At 70.6% G+C, this 19,980-nt stretch carries 16 protein-coding genes; 5 read left to right on the forward strand and 11 right to left on the reverse strand.

Going from position 1 to position 19,980, the window contains the following annotated elements:
• Positions 1–10: 10 nt before the first annotated feature.
• A complete protein-coding gene (locus JJQ90_RS19640; RefSeq protein WP_216877960.1) occupies positions 11–3,091 on the forward strand; it encodes an efflux RND transporter permease subunit in 3,081 nt (1,026 codons plus the stop codon).
• A 3-nt stretch (positions 3,092–3,094) separates the two neighbouring features.
• Here the strand turns inward: JJQ90_RS19640 and JJQ90_RS19645 are convergent, their stop codons facing one another.
• The gene (locus tag JJQ90_RS19645) at positions 3,095–4,546 is read right to left on the reverse strand and encodes an N-acyl-D-amino-acid deacylase family protein (RefSeq protein WP_216877961.1); all 1,452 of its coding nucleotides are present in this window, start codon (positions 4,544–4,546) and stop codon (positions 3,095–3,097) included.
• Between the two features lie 122 nt (positions 4,547–4,668).
• Between JJQ90_RS19645 and JJQ90_RS19650 the strand changes: the two genes are divergently transcribed.
• Positions 4,669–6,249 (forward strand): ABC transporter substrate-binding protein, encoded by a 1,581-nt coding sequence (locus tag JJQ90_RS19650; protein WP_216877962.1) that lies wholly within the window; start codon positions 4,669–4,671, stop codon positions 6,247–6,249.
• A 1-nt stretch (position 6,250) separates the two neighbouring features.
• Positions 6,251–7,333, forward strand: coding sequence for an FAD-dependent oxidoreductase (locus JJQ90_RS19655; protein ID WP_216877963.1), 1,083 nt, complete (start codon positions 6,251–6,253; stop codon positions 7,331–7,333).
• On the opposite strand, the gene JJQ90_RS19660 is transcribed toward JJQ90_RS19655, so the two are convergent.
• The 8 genes from JJQ90_RS19660 to JJQ90_RS19690 all read right to left on the reverse strand — a co-directional run bounded on the left by JJQ90_RS19660 (position 7,311) and on the right by JJQ90_RS19690 (position 14,089).
• Positions 7,311–8,042, reverse strand: coding sequence for an aspartate/glutamate racemase family protein (locus JJQ90_RS19660; protein WP_216877964.1), 732 nt, complete (start codon positions 8,040–8,042; stop codon positions 7,311–7,313). The two genes, JJQ90_RS19655 and JJQ90_RS19660, sit on opposite strands and share 23 nt — an antisense overlap.
• Positions 8,043–8,051: 9 nt before the next feature.
• The gene (locus tag JJQ90_RS19665) at positions 8,052–8,927 is read right to left on the reverse strand and encodes a polysaccharide deacetylase family protein (protein WP_216877965.1); all 876 of its coding nucleotides are present in this window, start codon (positions 8,925–8,927) and stop codon (positions 8,052–8,054) included.
• On the reverse strand, positions 8,927–9,700 hold the full coding sequence (locus JJQ90_RS19670; RefSeq protein WP_216877966.1) for an ABC transporter ATP-binding protein: 774 nt from the start codon (positions 9,698–9,700) through the stop codon (positions 8,927–8,929). Before JJQ90_RS19670 ends, JJQ90_RS19665 begins: the two co-directional genes overlap by 1 nt.
• Positions 9,693–10,535 (reverse strand): ABC transporter permease, encoded by an 843-nt coding sequence (locus JJQ90_RS19675; RefSeq protein ID WP_216877967.1) that lies wholly within the window; start codon positions 10,533–10,535, stop codon positions 9,693–9,695. Before JJQ90_RS19675 ends, JJQ90_RS19670 begins: the two co-directional genes overlap by 8 nt.
• A 17-nt stretch (positions 10,536–10,552) precedes the next feature.
• Positions 10,553–11,506: an ABC transporter substrate-binding protein gene (locus JJQ90_RS19680; protein WP_216877968.1), complete on the reverse strand. Its 954-nt coding sequence runs from the start codon at positions 11,504–11,506 to the stop codon at positions 10,553–10,555.
• Between the two features lie 17 nt (positions 11,507–11,523).
• Positions 11,524–11,913 (reverse strand): allophanate hydrolase-related protein, encoded by a 390-nt coding sequence (locus JJQ90_RS27730; RefSeq protein WP_230410822.1) that lies wholly within the window; start codon positions 11,911–11,913, stop codon positions 11,524–11,526.
• Positions 11,910–13,244 carry an allophanate hydrolase gene (gene atzF, locus JJQ90_RS19685; protein WP_230410823.1) on the reverse strand — a complete coding sequence of 445 codons (1,335 nt, stop codon included), beginning with the start codon at positions 13,242–13,244 and terminating at the stop codon, positions 11,910–11,912. Before atzF ends, JJQ90_RS27730 begins: the two co-directional genes overlap by 4 nt.
• Positions 13,245–13,393: 149 nt before the next feature.
• Positions 13,394–14,089 carry a GntR family transcriptional regulator gene (locus JJQ90_RS19690; RefSeq protein WP_216877969.1) on the reverse strand — a complete coding sequence of 232 codons (696 nt, stop codon included), beginning with the start codon at positions 14,087–14,089 and terminating at the stop codon, positions 13,394–13,396.
• Between the two features lie 107 nt (positions 14,090–14,196).
• Here JJQ90_RS19690 and JJQ90_RS27525 point away from each other — a divergent pair, with 107 nt between their 5' ends.
• Complete coding sequence (locus JJQ90_RS27525; RefSeq protein WP_216877970.1) at positions 14,197–16,617, forward strand: S8 family serine peptidase; 2,421 nt, start codon at positions 14,197–14,199, stop codon at positions 16,615–16,617.
• A 6-nt stretch (positions 16,618–16,623) separates the two neighbouring features.
• On the opposite strand, the gene JJQ90_RS19700 is transcribed toward JJQ90_RS27525, so the two are convergent.
• The gene (locus JJQ90_RS19700; protein WP_216877971.1) at positions 16,624–17,658 is read right to left on the reverse strand and encodes a transporter substrate-binding domain-containing protein; all 1,035 of its coding nucleotides are present in this window, start codon (positions 17,656–17,658) and stop codon (positions 16,624–16,626) included.
• 37 nt (positions 17,659–17,695) lie between these two features.
• Positions 17,696–18,574 carry a DUF4189 domain-containing protein gene (locus JJQ90_RS19705; protein WP_216877972.1) on the reverse strand — a complete coding sequence of 293 codons (879 nt, stop codon included), beginning with the start codon at positions 18,572–18,574 and terminating at the stop codon, positions 17,696–17,698.
• A 287-nt stretch (positions 18,575–18,861) separates the two neighbouring features.
• On the opposite strand from JJQ90_RS19705, the gene JJQ90_RS19710 reads away from it, so the two are divergent.
• A complete protein-coding gene (locus JJQ90_RS19710) occupies positions 18,862–19,974 on the forward strand; it encodes an S-(hydroxymethyl)glutathione dehydrogenase/class III alcohol dehydrogenase (RefSeq protein ID WP_216877973.1) in 1,113 nt (370 codons plus the stop codon).
• Positions 19,975–19,980: the final 6 nt, after the last annotated feature.

Genomic DNA, 19,980 nt, shown 5'->3' on the forward strand with positions numbered 1-19,980 from the left:
GCTCGGGAAAATGGACCGCTTCAACCTTTCCGCCTGGGGCGTGCGCAACGGCGCGCTGACCCTGTTCGCCATGCTGATGCTGGCCGTGCTCGGCACCGGCGCCTATCTGCGGCTCGGCCGGGCGGAGGATCCCTCCTTCACCCTGAAGGTCATGGTGGTCTCCGCCGCCTGGCCTGGCGCCACGGCGGCGGAGATGCAGGCGCAGGTCGCCGATCGCATCGAAAGCCGGCTTCAGGACCTGGCGCATCTCGACACGCTCCAGACCTATGTGCGGCCCGGCAATGCCGTCATCACCATCACGCTGCGCGACACCACGCCGCCGCGCCAGGTGCAGGCCCTCTGGTACCAGGTGCGCAAGAAGGTCGGCGACATCGCGCAGAACCTGCCCGCCGGGGTGCGCGGACCGTTCTTCAATGACGAGTATTCGGATGTCTATTCCGCCGTCCTCGCGCTGACCGGGGCCGAGAATCCCGAGCTGGTGCGCCAGGCGGAGCAGATCCGCCTGCGCCTGCTGCGCGTGCCCGGGGTGGAGAAGGTCGCGATCCAGGGCGAGATCGAGCAGCGCATCCATGTCGAGGTCAGCCATGCCCGCCTCGCGACGCTGGGCATCGCGCCCAGTGTGATCCTGGACGCGCTGGCGCAGCAGAACCCCGTCGTGCCGGCGGGCGTGGTGGAAACCGGGCCGCTGCGCGTGCATCTGCGCGTCGGCGGCGGGCTGGATGGGCTGGAAGCGATCCGCAACGTCCCCGTGAGCGCAGGCGCGGGACGCACCGTGCGGCTGGGCGACATCGCCGAGGTCTCCCGCGGCCTGGCCGATCCGCCGAGCACGGCGGTGCTTCATGACGGCGCCGGAGCGGTCATGATCTCCGTCGTCAAGCAGCCCGGCTTCAACGTGCTGGCGCTGGGCGAAAGCCTGCGGGTGGCGCTGGCGGAGGTGCGGCGCGACCTGCCGCTCGGCCTGGACTTGCAGGCGGTGTCCGACCAGCCGCAGATCGTGGCGGAAAGCGTCGCGGAGTTCCTGACGAAATTCGTCGCGGCGCTGACCGTGGTGCTGGTGATCTCCTTCCTCTCTCTCGGCTTCCGCGCCGGCATCATCGTGGCGCTGTCGGTGCCGCTGACGCTCGCTGCCGTTTTCCTGATGATGCTGTATTGGGGCATGGAGCTGGAGCGGATTTCGCTCGGCGCGCTGATCCTGGCGCTCGGCCTGTTGGTGGATGACGCGATCATCGCCATCGAGGCGATGGTGGTGAAGCTGGAGGAAGGCTGGGACCGCACGCGGGCGGCGGCCTTCGCCTGGGGCAGCACGGCGGGGCCGATGCTGTCCGGCACGCTGGTGACCATGGCGGGCTTCATCCCGGTGGGCTTCGCGGCTTCGACCAGCGGCGAGTATGCCGGCGGCATCTTCTGGGTGGTGGGCGGCGCGCTGCTGGCCTCCTGGCTCGTCGCCGTCTGGTTCACGCCCTGGCTCGGGGTGAAGCTGCTGCCGACGCCGAAGCATGTGGTGCATCACGACACGCTGTATGATGGGCGCTTCTACCGGATGCTGCGGCGGCTGGTGGCCTGGTGCGTGGATTTCCGCTGGCTGGTGCTGGCGGCGACGCTGGCGGTGCTGGTGGCGGGCTTCGTCGGCATGGGCCTGACCAAGAAGCAGTTCTTCCCCACCTCCGCCCGGCTGGAACTGCTGGTGGATGTGAACCTGCGGGAGGGCGCCAGCTTCGCCGCCACCCGCGCGGCGCTGGAGCGCGTGGCGGCGGTGGTCGCCGATGATCCGGATGCGGTGATGTCCACCACCTATCTCGGCGCCGGCGCCCCCCGCTTCTTCCTGGCGCTGAATCCCGACCTGCCGAACGAGGCCTTCGGCAAGCTGGTGATCCAGGCGCGCGACGTGCCCGCCCGCGAAAGGCTGCGGGAGAAGATGATCGGCTTCGCCGAATCCGGCGCGGTGCCGGAGGCGCGCATCCGCGTCTCCCGCCTCGATTTCGGGCCGCCCGTCGGCTTCCCCGTGCAGTTCCGCGTCGTCGGCGGCCAGCCCGATGCGCTGCGCCAGGCGGCGGAGAAGGTGATGGCGGCGCTGCGGGCCATGCCGGGCACGCGGGACGTGCAGCTCGCCTGGGGCGAGCGCGCCCCTTCCCTGCGGCTGGTGCTGGATGAGGATCGCGTGGCGCAGCTTGGCCTGTCGCCACAGGCAGTGGCGCAGTCGATGCAGGCATTGGTATCCGGCGTGACGGCGACGCAGTTGCGGGAGGGTTCGCGACTGGTGGATGTGGTGCTGCGCGCCCCGGCGGCGGAGCGCCTCGGCCTCGCCAACCTCGCCGACCTGACCCTGGTGACAAGCGCCGGCCCGGTGCCGCTCGGCCAGGTGGCGCGGCTGGAGCCGGTGATGGAGGAGCCGATCCTGTGGCGCCGCAACCGCGAGCCCTTCCTGACTGTGCGCGCCGATGTGGCGCCGGGCCTGCAGCCGCCGGATGTGACCGCCGCCGCGCTGCCGCGGATCCAGGAGATCGCGGCGCGGCTGCCGGTGGGCATGCGCATCGACACCGGCGGCGCGGCGGAGGAATCCGGCAAGGCCAATGCCAGCCTCTTCGCCCTGTTCCCGGCGATGGTCGCGGTGATGCTGCTGATCCTGATGATCCAGCTTCGGCACTTCGGGCAGGTGGCGCTGGTGGTGGCGACGGCGCCGCTGGGCATTCCCGGCGCGGCGGCGGCGCTGCTGGTGATGGACATGCCCTTCGGCTTCGTCGCGCTGCTCGGCGTGATCGCGCTGGCGGGGATGGTGATGCGCAACACGCTGATCCTGGTGGACCAGGTGCGCCAGGATGTGGAGGCCGGCATGCCGCTGCGCGAGGCCATCATCGAAAGCAGCGTGCGCCGCGCCCGGCCGGTGGTGCTGACGGCGCTGGCGGCGGTGCTGGCCTTCGTGCCGCTGACGCTTTCGGTCTTCTGGGGTCCGATGGCGGTGGCGATGATCGGCGGGCTGCTGCTGGGCACGGTGGCGACGCTGCTGGTGGTGCCGGCGCTGAATGGGCTGGCGCTGGGGCGCGGGGCGCGGAAGGCGGCAATGCCGGCGGGCGCCTTCGCGCCCGCCGAGTAACGGTTAGGCCACCCGTTGCAGCAGGCGCCCGGCGGGCGTCTCGCTGGCGCCGGCGGCGTGGGTGTAGACGGACTGGCCGTTCACCCAGGTCTCGACAATGCCATCGGCCACCTGGCGCGGCTCGGTGAAGGTGGCGCGGTCGCGCACCGTGCCGGCGTCGAACAGCACCAAGTCGGCGAAGGCGCCTTCGCGCAGCACGCCGCGATCCGGAATACCCAAGACCTCCGCCGTGCGGCCGGTCATCTTGTGCACGGCGGTCTCCAGGTCGAACAGGCCAAGCTCCCGGCAATACTGCCCGAGCACCCGCGGGAAGGTGCCCCAGAGACGCGGATGCGGATGCTTTGCCAGTGGCCCGCCATCGCTGCCGACCATGGACAGGCGATGCGCCAGGATGCGGCGCACATCCTGCTCCGCCATGTTGTGGAAGACACCGCCGCCTGGGGTCAGGCGCTGCGCCGCTTCCTCCAGCGTCACGCCCCATTCCTGCGCGATATCGGCCAGCGCGCGCCCCGCCATTTCGGGATGCGGCACGGAGGTCGTCACCGTCACCGGCACATCCGGCCGCGGCTTGCGTGCGGCCAGGGAGGTGGAGGAGGCGGTATAGGGATAGACGTCGAAGGCCAGCGGATAGTCGGCGGCGTGCTTCTCGATCAGCGGCAGCGTCTCCACCGAGCGTCCGTGGTTTTCCGGCTGGGCGCATTTGTGGTGGCTGATGATGACCGGCGCGCCGACCGCCTTGCCGATACGCAGCGTCTCCTCGATGCTGTCCAGCACATGGTCGGCCTCGTCGCGCATATGCGTGACATACAGGCCCCTGTGTTCGCGCAGCGCCTCCGCCACCGCGATCACCTCCTCGGTGGGCGCGGCCTTGCTGGGCGGGTAGAACAGGCCGGTGGAGAAGCCGGCGGCACCTTCCGACAGGGCCTGGGCGAGCTGCCTGCGCATCCGCTCCGCCTCCTTGTCCGTGGCGGGGCGGCCGGTGTCGCGGCCCATGGCGCCGACGCGCAGCGACATATGGCCGATCAGCGCCAGCGTGTTCACCGAGGAAGGCGTCGTGCGCAGCCGCTCCGCATAGGCCCCAAAGCTGTCAAAAATCCACCATTCGGGGGCGCAGACGCCGTCCAGCGGCGCGGGCGGGCGCTCGCTCATGGTGACTGGCGACAGGCTGATGCCGCAATTGCCGACCACCACCGTCGTCACGCCCTGGCTGGTCTTGCAGAGCATGCAGGCCGGGCCACAGAGCACCGCCTGGTCGTCATGGGTATGCGCGTCGATGAAGCCGGGGGCCACCACGCGGCCTTCCGCCATCACTTCGCGGTCCGCCGACATGCCGGAGAGGTCGCCGAGGCCGGCGATGCGGTCGCCCTTCACCGCGACATCGCCACGGCGGCGCGGGCCGCCGGTGCCGTCGATGATGGTGGCGTCACGAAGGATAAGATCGCAGCGGAGGGTCATGAGGACAGCTTCCTTGGCCGTTCCCGCAGCATGGCGCCGCTTTGCCGATGACGAAACCCCCTTCCCCACCGACAAACTCCTCCGGCATGCTGCGCCGCGCCGCCCTCAGGAGAGCCCCGACCATGCCCAGCCGCCGCCAGTTCCTCGGCACCGCCGGGGCGATCCTTGCTGCCCCGCGCATCGTGGGCGCGCAGGGCGCCGCCGGCCGCACGCTGCGCTTCGTGCCGCAGGCGGACCTGACGGTGCTCGACCCCATCTACAACACCGCGACGGTGACATTGACGCATGGCGCGATGGTCTTCGACACGCTCTATGCGCTGGATGCCGGATTCAATGTGCAGCCGCAGATGGTCGAGGGCCATGTCGTCGCGAATGACGGGCTGCAATGGACCCTGACCCTGCGCGAAGGACTGCGCTTCCATGATGGCGAACCGGTGCGCGGCCGCGACTGCGTCGCCAGCATCCGCCGCTGGGGCGCGCGGGACATGTTCGGGCAGGAGCTGCTGGCGGCGATCGACGAGCTGACGGCACCAGACGACCGCACCATCCGCTTCCGCCTGAAGCGCCCCTTCCCGCTGCTGCCCCAGGCGCTGGGGAAGGTGACGGCGCCGCTGCCGGCGATGATGCCGGAGCGCCTGGCGCTGACCGATCCCTCCCGCGCCGTGACCGAGATGATCGGCAGCGGGCCGTTCCGCTTCAACGCGGCGGAGCGGGTTTCCGGCGTGCGCGTGGTCTATGACAAGTTCGACGGCTATGTGCCGCGCCAGGGCGCACCCAGCCGCAGCGCCGGCGCCAAGATCGCGCATATGGACCGCGTCGAGTGGCACATCCTGCCCGACCCGGCGACCGCGGCGGCCGCCCTGCAGCAGAATGAGGTGGACTGGCTGGAATATGCGCCGAACGACCTGCTGCCGATCCTGCGCCGCGCCCGGAATGTGCAGGTGAAGGTGACGGAGGACAGCAGCATCAGCATCCTGCGCTTCAACCACCTGCATCCGCCCTTCGACAACCCCGCCATCCGCCGCGCCCTGATCGGCGCGCTGGACCAGGCCGCCTATATGACCGCCGCCTTCAGCGAGGATCGCAGCCTGTGGCGCACCGGCGTCGGCGTCTTCCTGCCGAACACGCCGATGGCGAACGATGCCGGCATCGCCGCGCTGGAAGGCCCGCGCGATTATGAGAAGGTGCGGCAGGATCTGATCGCCGCCGGCTACAAGGGCGAGAAGGTGGTGGTGCTTCAGCCGATGGACCTCGCCTTCCTGAAGGTGATGGCGGATGTGGCGGTCGACATGTTCCGCCGCGTCGGCGTGAATGCGGAAGCCTTCTCGGCCGATTGGGGCACCATCGTGCAGCGGCGTGGGTCGCGGGAGCCTTCCGATCGCGGCGGCTGGAACGTGTTCCTCTCCGGCTTCAGCGCCGCGGGGCTGCTCGACCCGGTGGCCAATCTCGGCCTGCGCGCCAATGGGCCGCGCGCCTGGTTCGGCTGGCCCAGCAGCCCGGATCTGGAACGGCTGCGGCAGGAATGGATGGCAGCCCCCGACCGGCCGGCGCAGCAGGCCAAGGCGCGGGAAATCCAGACGCAGTTCTGGCAGGACACGCCCTATCTGCCGCTCGGCGAGTATTTCCGCATCATCGCGCATCAGCGCAACCTGGTGGACATCCCTGTCGGCATGTCGAACTTCACCGGGGTGCGGCGCATCTGAGATGCCGCATCTGCTGCTGCTCGGCGGCGGCCATGCGCATGTGGAGGTGCTGCGGCAATGGGCCGCGCACCCCCTGCCCGGCTGGCGCGTCACGCTGCTGACGCGGGAATGGATGTCGCCCTATTCCGGCATGCTGCCCGGCGTCATCGCCGGGCTGTATCAGCCGGAGGAGGCGTTGATCGACATCACCGCGCTGACGGCGCGCTGCAATGCGGCGCTGATCCTCGACCGCGCCACCGGCATCGACCCCCGGCGCCGGCGTGTGCAGCGCGCCCAGGGGGCGGATGTGGACTGGGACCTGCTGTCGATCGACACGGGCGCGACGCCGGATGTCGGCCGCGTGCCGGGTGCGGCGGAACACGCCCTGCCGCTGAAGCCGATCGACGCCCTGCTGCCGCGGCTGCGCGGCATTTTCCATGAGGCGCATCCCGGGCAGCGCATCGCCGTGGTCGGTGCCGGCGCGGCGGGGGTGGAGGTGGCGCTGGCGCTGGCAGTGCGGCTGGACGCGGCGATCACCCTGGTCGCCGGCGCCTCCGGCCTGCTGCCGGGCTTCCCCGGGCGGCTGCGCCGTCGCGCAGGGCAGGCGCTGGCCGCGCGGAAGGTGGCGCTTCGGTCGGGGCGGAACGTCACCGAAGTGGCGCAGGGCGCCGTGCATTTCGACGGCGCGCCGTCGCTGCCCGCGGAATCCGTCATCTGGGCGACCGGCGCTGCCGCCGCGCCCTGGCTGGCGGAAACCGGGCTGGCGCGGGATGCGCGCGGCTTCCTGCGTGTCGATGCCTGCCTGCGGGCGGAGGGGCACAGCCATATCTTCGCAGCCGGCGATGTGGCGAGCTTCGGCGCGGGCCTGCCCAAGGCCGGCGTCTTCGCCGTGCGCCAGGGGCCGGTGCTGGCGGCCAATCTGCGGGCGGTGGCCAGGGGCCGCGCGCCCCGCCCCTATCGCCCGCAGCGCGACTATCTGCGGCTGCTGTCGCTGGCCGATGGCACCGCGCTGGGCACCCGCAACGGGCTGATCTTCGGCGGGCGCTGGGTCTGGTGGCTGAAGGACCGGCTGGATCGCGGCTTCATGGCCCGCTACCAGGGCTGAGAATCGCCGCCAGTGCCGGGGACAGGCCAATGGTCTCCACCGGCCCATGCGGCAGCAGCCCGGCGCCCCCCTGGCCGAGCGCCGCCACCGTGGCGCGCACGCCTTCCTCCACCGAGCACAGCACGGGCACCGGCACCAGCGGCGCCAGCCGGGCTGCCAGGCCGGCGAGGCCGGCGCCGCCGAGGATGACCACCTCCGCCCCATCCTGCGTCACGCAGTCGCGGCAGGTCTCGGCCAGCAGGGCCAGGGCGCCGTCCGGGTCACGGGCGATCTCGCCGCCCGTCGGCGCGACGGTCCGCACGCCCGCGAGCTGGCCGGCATGGCCGCGCGTGACAAAAAATTCCTCCAGCATCGGCTTCCAGGCCGCGCCGCCGGTGACCACGCCGAAGCGACGGCCCTGGGCGGCGGCGGCGCTGGCATCGGCCAGGCCCAGCACCGGCACGGGCGCCAATTCGCGCAGCGCGTCCAGGCCGGGATCGCCGAAGCAGCCGATCAGCACGGCATCCGCCCCGGCGCCATGCGCGGCATAGGCATCGACCGCGGCATGGGCGGCGATGGCGGAGCTGGCGCGGCTGGCGATGTAGCGGGCGCCGAAGCGGCCTGTGGCGCCCTGGACCGTCACGCCGGGCGGGGCCAGCGCGCGGGCGATGGCGACCAGCCGGTCGGTGATGGATTCGGTGGTATTGGCGTTGATCAGCAGGATGCGCATGGCGGCATCCTAGGTCGGATCGCCGCAGCCCGCATACCAGTCCAGGATGTCGCGGGCCTGCAGGAAGGCCACGCCCGGCATCGCCGCCAGGTCGTCCAGCAGCGCTTCCAGCGCGGCGATGCGGTGCGGCACGCCGGTGATATAGGGGTGGATGGCGATGCACATCACGCGCGGCGTGGTGGTGGCTTCCGCCAGCAGCCGTGCGGCGTGGAGGCGGGCGCGGCGGGGCAGTTCCTGCTCGTCATGGTGCTGAATCATGACGACGGGGATGTCGTTCAGTTCGACACTGTAGGGCATGGTGAACAGCGTGCCATGCGCCGTCTCCAGCCGGCAGGGCAGGTCGTCCACCACCCAGTCGGCGCAGTAGCGCAGCCCGGCCTCGGCCAGCAGGTCGGCCGTTTCCAGCGTCTCCGTCAGTCCCGGGCCGAGCCAGCCGAGCGGCGGGGCGCCGGTGCAATCCTGGATCGCCTGGATGGTCTGGCGGATCATGGCGCGCTGGTCGGGGACCTTGTGCGTCGGCACCTGCACATGGCCGTGGCCCATGAAGTCCCACCCCGCCTCATGCGCCGCCTGCGCCACGCGCGGATAGGCGGTGCAGACGGAGCCGTTGACGGAGAGCGTCGGCCGGATGCCGCGCTTCTGGAAGGCGTCGAGGAAACGCCAGAAGCCCACGCGCATGCCGTATTCGTGCCAGCCCCAATTGGCGATGTCCGGCAGCAGCGCCGCACCCGTGGGTGCGACGAGCACCTGGCGCGGCATGGGATTGTCGATCAGCCAGTTCTCGACATTCACCACCGGCCAGACGGCAACCTTCGCGCCGTTTGGCAGCGTGCTGGGCGGACGGTCCGCGGGGGTGGAATAGCGCAGGCGTTGTTCAGGCCGCATCAGGCCGCCTTCTTCGCATGGTGCGAATGCAGCCGCAGGCCGAGTTCGCGCCGCACCTCGTTGAATTCCGGGGAGGCGACGTCGCGCGGGCGCGGCAGCTCCACCTGATGCGCGCTGGCGATGCGGCCGGGTCCGGGTTCCATCACCACGACGCGGTCGGAGAGGAAGATCGCCTCCTCGATGGAATGGGTGACGAAGAGCACCGTCAGGCCGGTGCGCTGCCACAGCTCCAGCAGCTCGTCCTGAAGCCGTTCGCGCGTCATCGCATCCAGCGCGCCGAAGGGCTCGTCCATCAGCACCACCTCCGCGTCATTGGCCAGCACGCGGGCGATGGCGACGCGCTGCTTCATGCCGCCCGAGAGCTGGTGCGGATAGGCATCGGCGAAGCGGGTGAGGCCGATCAGGGAGATGAAACGCTCGACGGTGTCGCGCACCTCCGCCTTCGGACGTCCACGGCTGGCCGGGCCGAAGCCGATGTTTTCACGGACCGACAACCATGGAAAAAGGCCGTAGTCCTGGAAGACCATGCCGCGATCCGGCGCCGGGCCGGCAATCGGCTTGCCCCACATCAAGGCCTGGCCCGCGCTCGGCGCCTCGAAGCCCGCCACGATCCGCAGCAGCGTCGATTTGCCGCAGCCGGAGGCGCCGATCAGGCAGACGAATTCGCCTTTCTTCACGGTGAGGTTCGCATCGCGCAGCGCCTCGATGCGGCTGTCGTTCAGGACATAGGTCTTGCCCACGCCCTGGATGTCGAGGATCGGGATCTCAGCCATGGTGGGAGGGGCTCCAGCGCAGCAGCCGGTTCATCAGCAGCACGACGACGCGGTCGGAGATGAAGCCGGCGATGCCGATGACGATCATGCCGCAGATGACGAGTTCGGTGCGCGACAGGGTGCGGCCATCCATGATGACGGCGCCAAGCCCCTGCGGCACGCCCGTCATCTCGCCCACCACGATGACGAACCAGGCAAGGCCCAGGCCCAGCCGCAGGCCCGTGAAGATGGAGGGCAAGGCCGCTGGCAGTACCACCTTGAAGAATTGTGCATTGCCGCGGCAGCCGAGCATGGAGGCAGCCTCGAACAGCCGCGGCTCGACATTCTTCACGCCGAAGATGGTGTTCAGCAGGATCGGGTAGAAGGCGCCCAGGAAGACCAGGAAGAAGGCGGAGCGCGCGCCCAGCCCGAACAGGATCATCGACAGCGGCAGCCAGGCGGTGACGGGAATCGGCCGCATCAACTGAAGAAACGGGTCCAGAAGCTGCCGCACGAAGGCGTTGCGGCCGATCAGCAGGCCGAGCGGGATGGCGACCAGCGCCGCCAGCACGAAGCCGCCATAGACGCGGCTGGCGGAGGCCAGCAGGTGGATATGCAGCGTGGCGGAAAAGGCATCGTCCCAGATGCCGCCCACGGCGAAGTCCACCATATATTCGGCGACTTCGGCCGGCGACGGGATCAGCCGGGTCATCCCCGCCGCCACCGCCCAGTGCCAGCCGAGCAGCAGCAGCAGCGGCACGATCAGGGACAGCAGCACCGGCCGGACGCGCCGCCAGAGCCGCAGCGCCGGCACCGGCCGTGCAACGGGCGCCTGGGTGAGGGTCACGTCCGACATGGTGCTGCCCCTCCCGATCAGGCGGTCGCGATGGCGTTGGAGAAGGACGGGTTCAGGAAGGTGTCGAAATTCGGCAGGCGGCGGATCTGCCGCAATTGCAGCATCTGCTCGGCATAGGTGCGGGACTGGCGCAGCACGGTGTCGTCCAGCTTCCAGATGTATTCGACATTGTCCGCGCCCAGCGCCTGCTCCACCGCGGCACGCGGTGCGCCGAGGATGCGCACGGTCGCCTCCGCCACTTCCGCCGGATGCGCCTTCATGTATTCGCTGGCCTGGCGGTGGATGTTCAGCATGGTGCGGACCAGCGCCGGGTCGGATTTGACGAGATCCTCGCTGGTGCCGAAGATCATGTTCAGCCCGCCCATGGCCGTGCCGTAGGGGTATTCCACCAACTGCCCCACGCCGGAGGAAATGGACAGGCCCGGCCCCGGCTCCGCGCCGACATAGGCGTCGATATCGCCGCGGGAGAGCATGGCGTGCATCTCGCCGAAGGGCACGCGGACGGGGGTGATGTCGCGCACGGACATGCCGGATTCGCGCAGGCGTTCCAGGATGAAGACCTCCTGCGTCGAGCCGGGCCAGATGCCGATGCGCTTGCCGCGCAGATCGGCCAAGGCGCGCAGCGGCCCGCCCGCCTTGCTGATGACGCCCATGCCCTTGTTGCAGAAGGCGCCGACGACGACGACGGGTTCCCCCGCCGCGGCGCCCAGCGTGGCGGCGGCGATGCCGAAGCCGCCGCAGGCGACGGAGCCGGTGACGACGGCATTCTTGCCATCGGTCGGGCTGTCGAAGGTGATGATCTCGATGGTCAGGCCAGCGGGGGCGAAGCGCTGGTAGAAATGCGGCGTCATCGAATGGATCAGGCGCAGCGAGCCCATCTTCACCGTGCGCGCGGCCTGCGCATTGGCGATGTGCGGGGCCGCGAGCGCGGCGGCGGCGGAGGCTGCGAGGAGGTGGCGACGACGGATCATGATCTTGTCTCCCTGGTTCAAGCGGGTGCGAGGCTGGCGATAAAGGCGCGCCAGCCGCCAAATCGAGAAATGTCCTCGGCCCCGTGCAGCCCTTCCGGCTCCACGAGGAATCCCTTGGGCGTGGAGCCATCGGCCAGCCGCAGGGTGCCGATGCAGAGCGGCGCGGGAATGCCGGCGACAAAGCGGCCGAAGCCGTCCTCCGGCAGCGCCCAGACCTCCGTGGCGATGGCAGCGCCCTGCGCCACCCGCAGCAGGCCGGGGCGACGCGGCGGGCCGCCGGCCAGGGCAAACAGGCGGTAGCAGGGTTCCGTCAGCACGGCGCGGCGCAGCTCCCCGCCTTCGCGCAGCAGCTCGGCGTTCAGCGCCATGCCGGACAGATGCGCACCGACGACGCAGATCTCGATCATGTCGAAAAGCTCCGCATCAGGGCGGCGCCGGTGGCGGCGAGCGCCACGTCGCGGCCACGCGGGCCGATCAGCGTGACGCCGAAGGGCAGGCCATCCGGCCGCAAGGGCGCTGGCACCGCCAGCGCCGCGAGGTCCAACAGATTGACGAAGTTGGTATAGGTGCCGAGCCGGGCGTTCGGGCCGATCGGGTCGGCCTCGAGCTCCGCCAGCGACGGGAAATTCGGCGCGGTCGGCACCAGCAGCGCGTCCATCTGCGCCCAGGCGGGCAGGGTCGCGAGGCGCAGTGCCGCGAGGCGGTGCAGCCCGGCGAAGGCATCGGTGGCGGTGAAGCGCGCGGCGCCGGCCAGGATGCGCTGCGTCACCGGATGCATCGCGGCGCGCGGCACCAGATGGCCGAAGGCAGCGTCGCGTTCGGCGACAAAGGCACCCTCATACAGAAGCCGGGCGGTTTCGAGGAACGGCGAGAGGTCGATCTCCGCCAGCACCACATCCCCCGGCAGCCGCGCCAGCGCCGCATCCCAGGCAGCGCGCTGTTCCGCGCCGTCCAGATGCAGATCCACCGCGCGGGGAATGCCGAGGCGCGTCAGCGCCGCACCCGGCGCGCCGAGGGTGATCGGGCGCGACCAGGGGTCCTGTTCATCCGCCCCCGCCATCACCGCATAGCCGGCCCAGGCATCGGCGACGCTGTGGGCGAAGACGGAGATGCAATCCAGACTCGGACAGGCCGGCACAACGCCGCGGGAGGGAATGGCGCCGACCGAGGGCTTCAGCCCCACAAGCCCGTTCAGCGCCGCCGGCACACGGCCCGAACCGGCGGTATCCGTCCCCAGCGACAGCAGCGCCAGCCCCTGCGCCACCGCGACGGCGGAGCCGGAGGAGGAACCGCCCGGCACGCGGTCCGGCGCGCAGGCATTGCGCGGAATCGGGTGCGGCGTGCGAACGCCCACCAGCCCGGTGGCGAACTGGTCCAGATTGGTCTTGCCGACGATCAGCGCACCCGCCGCCACCAGCCGCGCCACCGCCGGCGCGCTCTCCCCGGGCAGGTAGGCGAAATCCGGGCAGGCCGCCGTGGTCGGCATGCCGGCCACGTCGATATTGTCCTTCACCGCCACCGGCACGCCCCAGAGGGGAAAGCGCGCCGGGTCAAAGGGCGGCAGGGCCGCGACCGCCTCGGCCAGGACCGTCGGCGAAGGACGGTGCAGAAAGATGCCGGGATCGCCCAGCGCATCATGCCGCGCGGACAGGTCTTCGAGCAGCCCGGCGGGGGTCAGGCCCCCGGCATAGGCCGCGTGCAGCGCGGCGATGCTGCGGGGCGGGGTCGGCGCGGTCATGGGCGGGGCGGCTGGGTCATCGTCAAGGACCAAGCAAGTGTCGTGCCGTTTCGCGCCCTGCTCAGAATGGTTTCAGATCAATGTCTTGGAGGAGTGGATTTCCCGCCGTGTATGCAACAGCGCGGAATCGACGTCATTATGACCAGATTTTAGGCAGCATCCGGCCGGCGCAGCGCGACGGCCATCACCGACCAGGTCTGCTCCGTCAGCCCGATATGCGTGCGGATTCGCGCCGCAGCCCCCGCCGCATCGCCCCGCTGGATCGCCGTGACGATCTCCCCATGCTCCTCATGCGACCGCCGCAGCCGGTCCGGCGCCTCCAACTGCGCCGCGCGGAACGGCGCGAGGCGCCGGCGCGTGGCAGTGGCGATCTCGGTCAGGTAGCCGTTATGGGTGCCGAGATAGAGCAGGTGGTGGAAGGTGACATTGGCAGCGCGATAGGCCGCCACATCGCCGGCGCGCATCATGGCCGCCATCGCCGCGTGCTGGCGCTCCAGCCCCCGCCGCTGCTCCGGCAGCATGGAGAGCGCCGACAGCGCCGCCGCCATCGCCTCCAGCTCCGCCATCACCAGGAACATGTCCTTCAACTGAGTCGCATCGGGAATCGCCACCACGGCGCCGCGACGGGGGGCGACCTGCACCAGGCCGGTGGGTGCCAATTGGCGCAACGCCTCCCGCACCGGGGTGCGGCTGCTGCCGAAGGCCTTGGCCAGGCCAAGCTCGTCCAGCGGCGTGCCCGGCTTGAGCCGCCCGGCCACGATCTCCTCCGCCAGGCTGGCGGCGATGGCCTCGCCCCGGGTCGGGCGTGGCGGGGGTGGGACGGCGGTCGTGCTCCGGCGCGGCATCACGCGGTTGTGCCGCGCGGACAGCCCCGGCGTCCAGCACGGCGCGGCGCGGATGGCTTGCCGCGGCTGGCGAAATCGCCTCCGATAGATTCCAGGGAGAAACGATCATGAGCGGCGCAGTCAGCCTGCCCAGCGATCCGCTGTTCGCGGACCAGTGGTACCTGTACCAGGGCGGCCGCTCCGGGGTGGACATCAACGTGCTGCCCGCCTGGGCCGACCATACCGGGCGCGGTGTGAAGATCGCGGTGGTGGACACCACGATCGAGGCGACGCATCCGGATCTGGCGCCCAATTACGACGCCTCCCTGGAACTGCCCGACGATCCGCTGCGCCTGCCGGATAGCGCCTCCATCCACGGCACCGCGACCGCGGGCCTGATCGCCGCCGCGCGCAACGGCCTCGGCATCGTCGGCGTCGCCTATGAGGCCAGCATCACCCAGATGCCGATCCTGGCGAGCGGCGTCGCCACGCATGGCCAGACGCGGATCGAGGAGGTCTTCGCCCTGCTGAAGACCTTCGATGTCGCCGCGCAGGTCTGGGCGCTGCGCTGGCCCTTCACCGGCGGGCCCACCGATCGCGAATGGGCGGGGATGCATGCGGGGCTCGTCGCCTCGGTGGAGGAAGGGCGCGGCGGGCTCGGCACCGTCTCCGTCGCCAGTTCGGGCAATGACCGCTATACCAATTCCTACATCGACGCCAACATGACCGGCTTCACCGCGAGCCGCCATGTCATCAGCGTCGGCGCCGTGGGGCAGGACGGCAGGGTCAGCAGCTATTCCAACCCCTCGGCCACGCTGATGGTGGTCGCCCCCTCCTCCGCCGGCCTCTATGGCAGCATCACGACGACGGACCGCACGGGGGCGGAGGGCATCGACCCCGGGGACTGGACCTCGCAATTCGGCGGCACCTCCACCAGCGGCCCGCTGGTCTCCGGCGTCGCGGCGCTGGTGCTGGACGCCAACCCGGATCTCGGCTGGCGCGACGTGCAGGCCATATTGGCGCTCAGCGCACGGCATACGAGCCATGCGATCGGCGGGACGATGTCCCACCCCGAGCGCAATCCCTGGCGCATCACCGGCACGGATGACTGGAACGGCGGCGGAATGCACTTCTCCAACGACTATGGCTTCGGCCTGGTCGATGCCCGCGCAGCGGTGCGGCTGGCGGAAAGCTGGCAGCCGGCGGCGCGGACCTCCGCCAATGAGGTCGCGGCCGCGGCGCCGCGCTGGTCCGGCAGCCTGCTGGTGCCCGACAACGACCCGGCGGGGCTGAGCTTCACCTTCACCATCACCGACGACATCCGGGTGGAACACATCGCGCTGCATGTGGACCTGGTCTCCGGCATCGCCTCCCAGGTCGATATCCGGCTGTATTCGCCGGACGGCACGCGGGCGGACCTGGCGCCGAATGCCGGGGACGATTCCGTCTACCGGCCCTGGACCTTCGGTGCCAATGGCTTCCTGGGCGAAAGCGCGGCGGGCACCTGGCGCGTGGAGATCCGCGACGAAAAGGCGGGCGGGCCGATGACGGTGCGGGAGCTGGCGCTGACCGTCTTCGGCTGCGCCGAAAGCGACGACGACCACTATGTCTATACCGACGAATTCGCCCGCTTCGCGTCGCAGGATGGGCGCGGATTGCTGCAGGATGCCGCGGGCCACGACGTGCTGAACGCCGCCGCCGTCACCGGCGCCATGGTGATCGACCTGCGCCCCGGCGCCCAGAGCCGCATCGCCGGCCAGACCCTGACCATCGACGCGGCGACGCTGATCGAGGATGCGATCGGCGGCGACGGCAACGACATCCTGCGCGGCCATGCCGGGGCCAATCTGCTGATGGGCGCGCGCGGCAAGGACCGGCTGATCGGCCTGGGCGGGGCGGATACGCTGCTGGGCGGCGATGGCGACGACATCCTGACCGGCGGTGCCGGTGCGGATGTCATGATCGGCGGCGCCGGGCTGGACCGGGTGACCTACAACACCCAGGTGCGGCTCGACCTTTTGACCCCCGGGCTTTCCACCGGGGAGGCGCGCGGCGACGTGCTGTGGGATATCGAGCAGGTCTGGGGCTCCGCCCATGCCGACACGCTGGCGGGCAGCCATGCCGCCGATGTGCTGCTGGGAGAGGCCGGCGATGACTGGCTGTTCGGCCGCGGCGGCGTGGACCGGCTGATGGGCGGCGATGGCGATGACCGGCTGGAAGGCGGCGCCGGGACCGATGCGCTGACCGGCGGCGCGGGGCGGGACATCTTCGTGATGGAGGCGCCGGGCGCCCAGATGGACCGCATCCTGGACTTCACCAGCGGCGAGGACCGCATCCTGCTGGCCGGCATCGGGCTACCGGAGGGCCGGCTGGCCAAGGTGCGCTTCGGCTATGTCGGGGAGGCACCGGGCACCCACCGCATCCTGTATGACCGCGACACCGGCCTGCTGTCGCATGACGCCGATGGCGGCGGCCCGGCCACGCCGGTGGCACTGGCCACCCTGCTGGGCGCGCCGACCCTGCTGATCGGCGACCTGCTGATCGGCTGAACCCGTTCAGCGAAAGGGGTAGGCGTACATCAGCCCGCCGCGCCGCCAGAGGTCGGACAGGCCGCGATCCAGGCCGATCGGGGACCCCTCACCCAGGTTGCGCTCGAAGATCTCGCCGTAATTGCCGACCTGGCGAATCGCCTCCGCCGCCCAGCTGTCGCGCAGCCCCAGCCGGGCGCCGAGGCCGGCATCGAGGCCGATCAGGAAGCGCACCTCGGCATTGTCGGACCGCAGCGCGGCGTCGAGGCTGTCGCTCGCCACCTCCAGCTCCTCCGCCGCGACCAGGGCATGTAGGGTCCAGCTCACGATCTGGCGCCAGCGCTCATCACCACCGCGCACGAAGGGGGCCAGCGGTTCGCGGCTGAGGCGTTCCGGCAGCAGCACCGCGCCGGCCGGGTCCGGCAGGTCGGTCACCCGCAGCGTCGCCAGCGCGGCCGCATCGGCGGTCACCGCGTCGCAGCTTCCGTTCTTGTAGCCGTCCAGCAGTGCCGCGCCGCTCTGCCGGGTTTCCACCGGGATGATGGTGATGCCGGCGCGGCTGGCGGCATTGCGCAGGATGCCGAGGCTGCCATCCACCCCCGCCGCCGCCACGCAGATGCGCTTGCCGTCGAGCTGCGCGAAGGAGGCGACATTGGCATCGGCCCGCACCATCACCGCCTGCCCGTCAAACAGCAGCACGCCAACGGGGGTAAGGTTGCGCCCGGCATCGCGCATGGCTGTGACGGTGATGTTGCTGGACAGGATGTCCACCGTCCCGGCTTCGAGCTGCGCCAGCCCGGCCTCGACCGATGGCGCGGTGACGAAGCCCACCTGCTCGGCGTCGCCCAGCACGGCCGCCGCCACGGCGCGGCAGAAATCCGCGTCCAGGCCGCGCATCCGGCCGTTCACGTCGGGCGCCGAGAAGCCGGGCAACTGGCCGAACACGCCGCAGCGCAATTCCCCCCGCTGGCGCACGGCATCCAGCGTCTGGGCCAGGGCCGGGGCCGGTGCCGCGCCAGCGGCACCGATCAGCATCAGAAGGCCAAGAAGGTAGCGGCGCATGGCGGGGTTCCGATCGAGGAAGGGGCGCGGCATGGGGTCAGCAACCGGAGACGGCGATGCGGCAGACGATGCCGGAGCCCGGGCGTTCGGCAATCCGGCATTCCTGCAGGGCCTGCGCCTCCGCCTGCTCGCGGGTCTGCCCGGCGCCGGAGGCGGTGCGGCGGAGCTGCGCCGGGTTGCCGCTCACCGCCTGGGCCAGGGCGCCGCAGGCATTGGGGAATTCCCGGGTGATGCGGCACTGGTTGCGACCCACCACCGCCTCGCAGGCCCGGATCGCCTGCATGCTGGCGGCGAGGCGGTCGGACTGGCCGCTGGTGAAGCCGAAGGCGGTGGAGGGTGGCTCGGCCGTGTAGATGAAGCCGAAGCGGCCGCGAACCGCGCTGGCCGAGCCGCCGAGCGCCGGGGCCGCGGCCTGGATGTTGCCGCCCTGGGCGCAGCGTTGCAGGCAGGCATTCGCCAGGGCGCGCGGCTGCGCCTGGCAGGCCTGGCGGCAGGATTGCGGAATGGCGGCGGGGGCTGCCGGGACGGCGAGGCGCTGCGCCGGCGGCGCCCCGGACCCGAGCGGCTGGAAACAGGCGCCGGCGGCGGGACCGCTTCGCAAGCCGCAGGGAAACAGGCGCGGCGTGCCCCAGCGCTGCGCCGGCAATGCCAGGCGCCAGGGGCCGGCATCCCGGCATTGCAGGTCCCAATAGGCGGTGCGGTCACGGCCCATGCCGGCGGCAAACAGGTTGGAGACCTCCGCGCAGGCCACGCCATTGGTGCGCAACAGGCTGCGCAGCGCGTCGCGTTGTGCCGTGGCGCTGCGTGCCAGCAGCGCGTCATGGGCGGGGTTGCCGGTCTGCGCCAGCGCCGGCCCCACCCAAAGGGCGGTCCACAGGCCGAGCAATCCCGACAGTGCCAGCACGGCCAAGCGCATCGCCCGATTCTCCCGCTTCGGAAACAATGTGTCGCCTGCCGCCAGGGCCAGCGCAAGTCCCGAAAATGCGCCGCAAGACCTTGGGATGACGCGAATGTCTCGGGCAGCGCGGCTGGCGATACATCCGATGGATTTTGCGCCTCGCCCGGGACAAGCGAGGCAGCAAGCGGTTGCAATGCCAGAAATGCCACGCGCAGGACGGGAAAGACCCCACAGCCCGGCACCGCCTCGCCCGAAAGCGACCGGGAGTGCTATAGGCGGGGGGCGATGCAGACGGAGCGGACGGCATGAGAACGCGCGCGGCAGTGGCCTGGGCGGCGGGCAAGCCCCTTTCGGTGACGGAAGTGGAGATCGGCGGCCCGAAGGCCGGGGAAGTTCTGATGGAGGTGAAGGCCACCGGCCTGTGCCACACGGACCTCTATACCCTCTCCGGCGCGGACCCCGAGGGGCTGTTCCCCGCCATCCTGGGCCATGAGGGTGCGGGCATCGTGCGGGAGGTGGGCGCCGGCGTCACCAGCCTGAAGCCCGGCGACCATGTGATCCCGCTCTACACGCCGGAATGCCGGCAGTGCAAAACCTGCCTGTCCCAGCGGTCCAACCTCTGCACCGCCATCCGCGGCACCCAGGGCAAGGGCGTGATGCCGGATGGCACCAGCCGCTTCTCCTGCGAGGGCGCCCCGGTGATGCACTATATGGGCTGCTCCACCTTCGCGAATTTCACGATCCTGCCCGAGATCGCCCTGGCGAAAGTCCGGGAAGACGCGCCCTTCGAGAAGATCTGCTACATCGGTTGCGGGGTGACCACCGGCATCGGTGCCGTCATCAACACCGCCAAGGTCTGGCCCGGCGCCAATGTGGCGGTTTTCGGCCTGGGCGGCATCGGGCTGAACGTGATCCAGGGCGCGCGGATGGTGGGCGCGGACAAGATCATCGGCATCGACCTGAATGACGGGCGGGAGGAGATGGCCCGTAAGTTCGGCATGACCGACTTCATCAACCCGAACAAGATCGGCCATGACAAGGTGGTGCAGGCGATCGTCGACCTGACCGGCGGCGGCGCCGATTTCAGCTTCGAATGCATCGGCAATGTGAAGGTGATGCGCCAGGCGCTGGAATGCACCCATCGCGGCTGGGGCGAGTCCATCATCATCGGCGTCGCGGGCGCGGGCCAGGAGATTTCGACGCGGCCCTTCCAGCTGGTCACCGGCCGGTCCTGGCGCGGCACGGCCTTCGGCGGCGCGCGCGGGCGGACCGATGTGCCGAAGATCGTCGACTGGTACATGGAGGGGAAGATCGACATCGACAGCCTCATCACCCATGTGATGCCGCTGGATGAGATCAACCACGGTTTTGAGCTGATGGAACGCGGGGAGTCCATCCGTTCGGTGGTGGTGTACTGAGGGACC

The organism is Falsiroseomonas oleicola (assembly GCF_019029495.1).
Classification (GTDB): Bacteria; Pseudomonadota; Alphaproteobacteria; order Acetobacterales; family Acetobacteraceae; genus Falsiroseomonas; species Falsiroseomonas oleicola.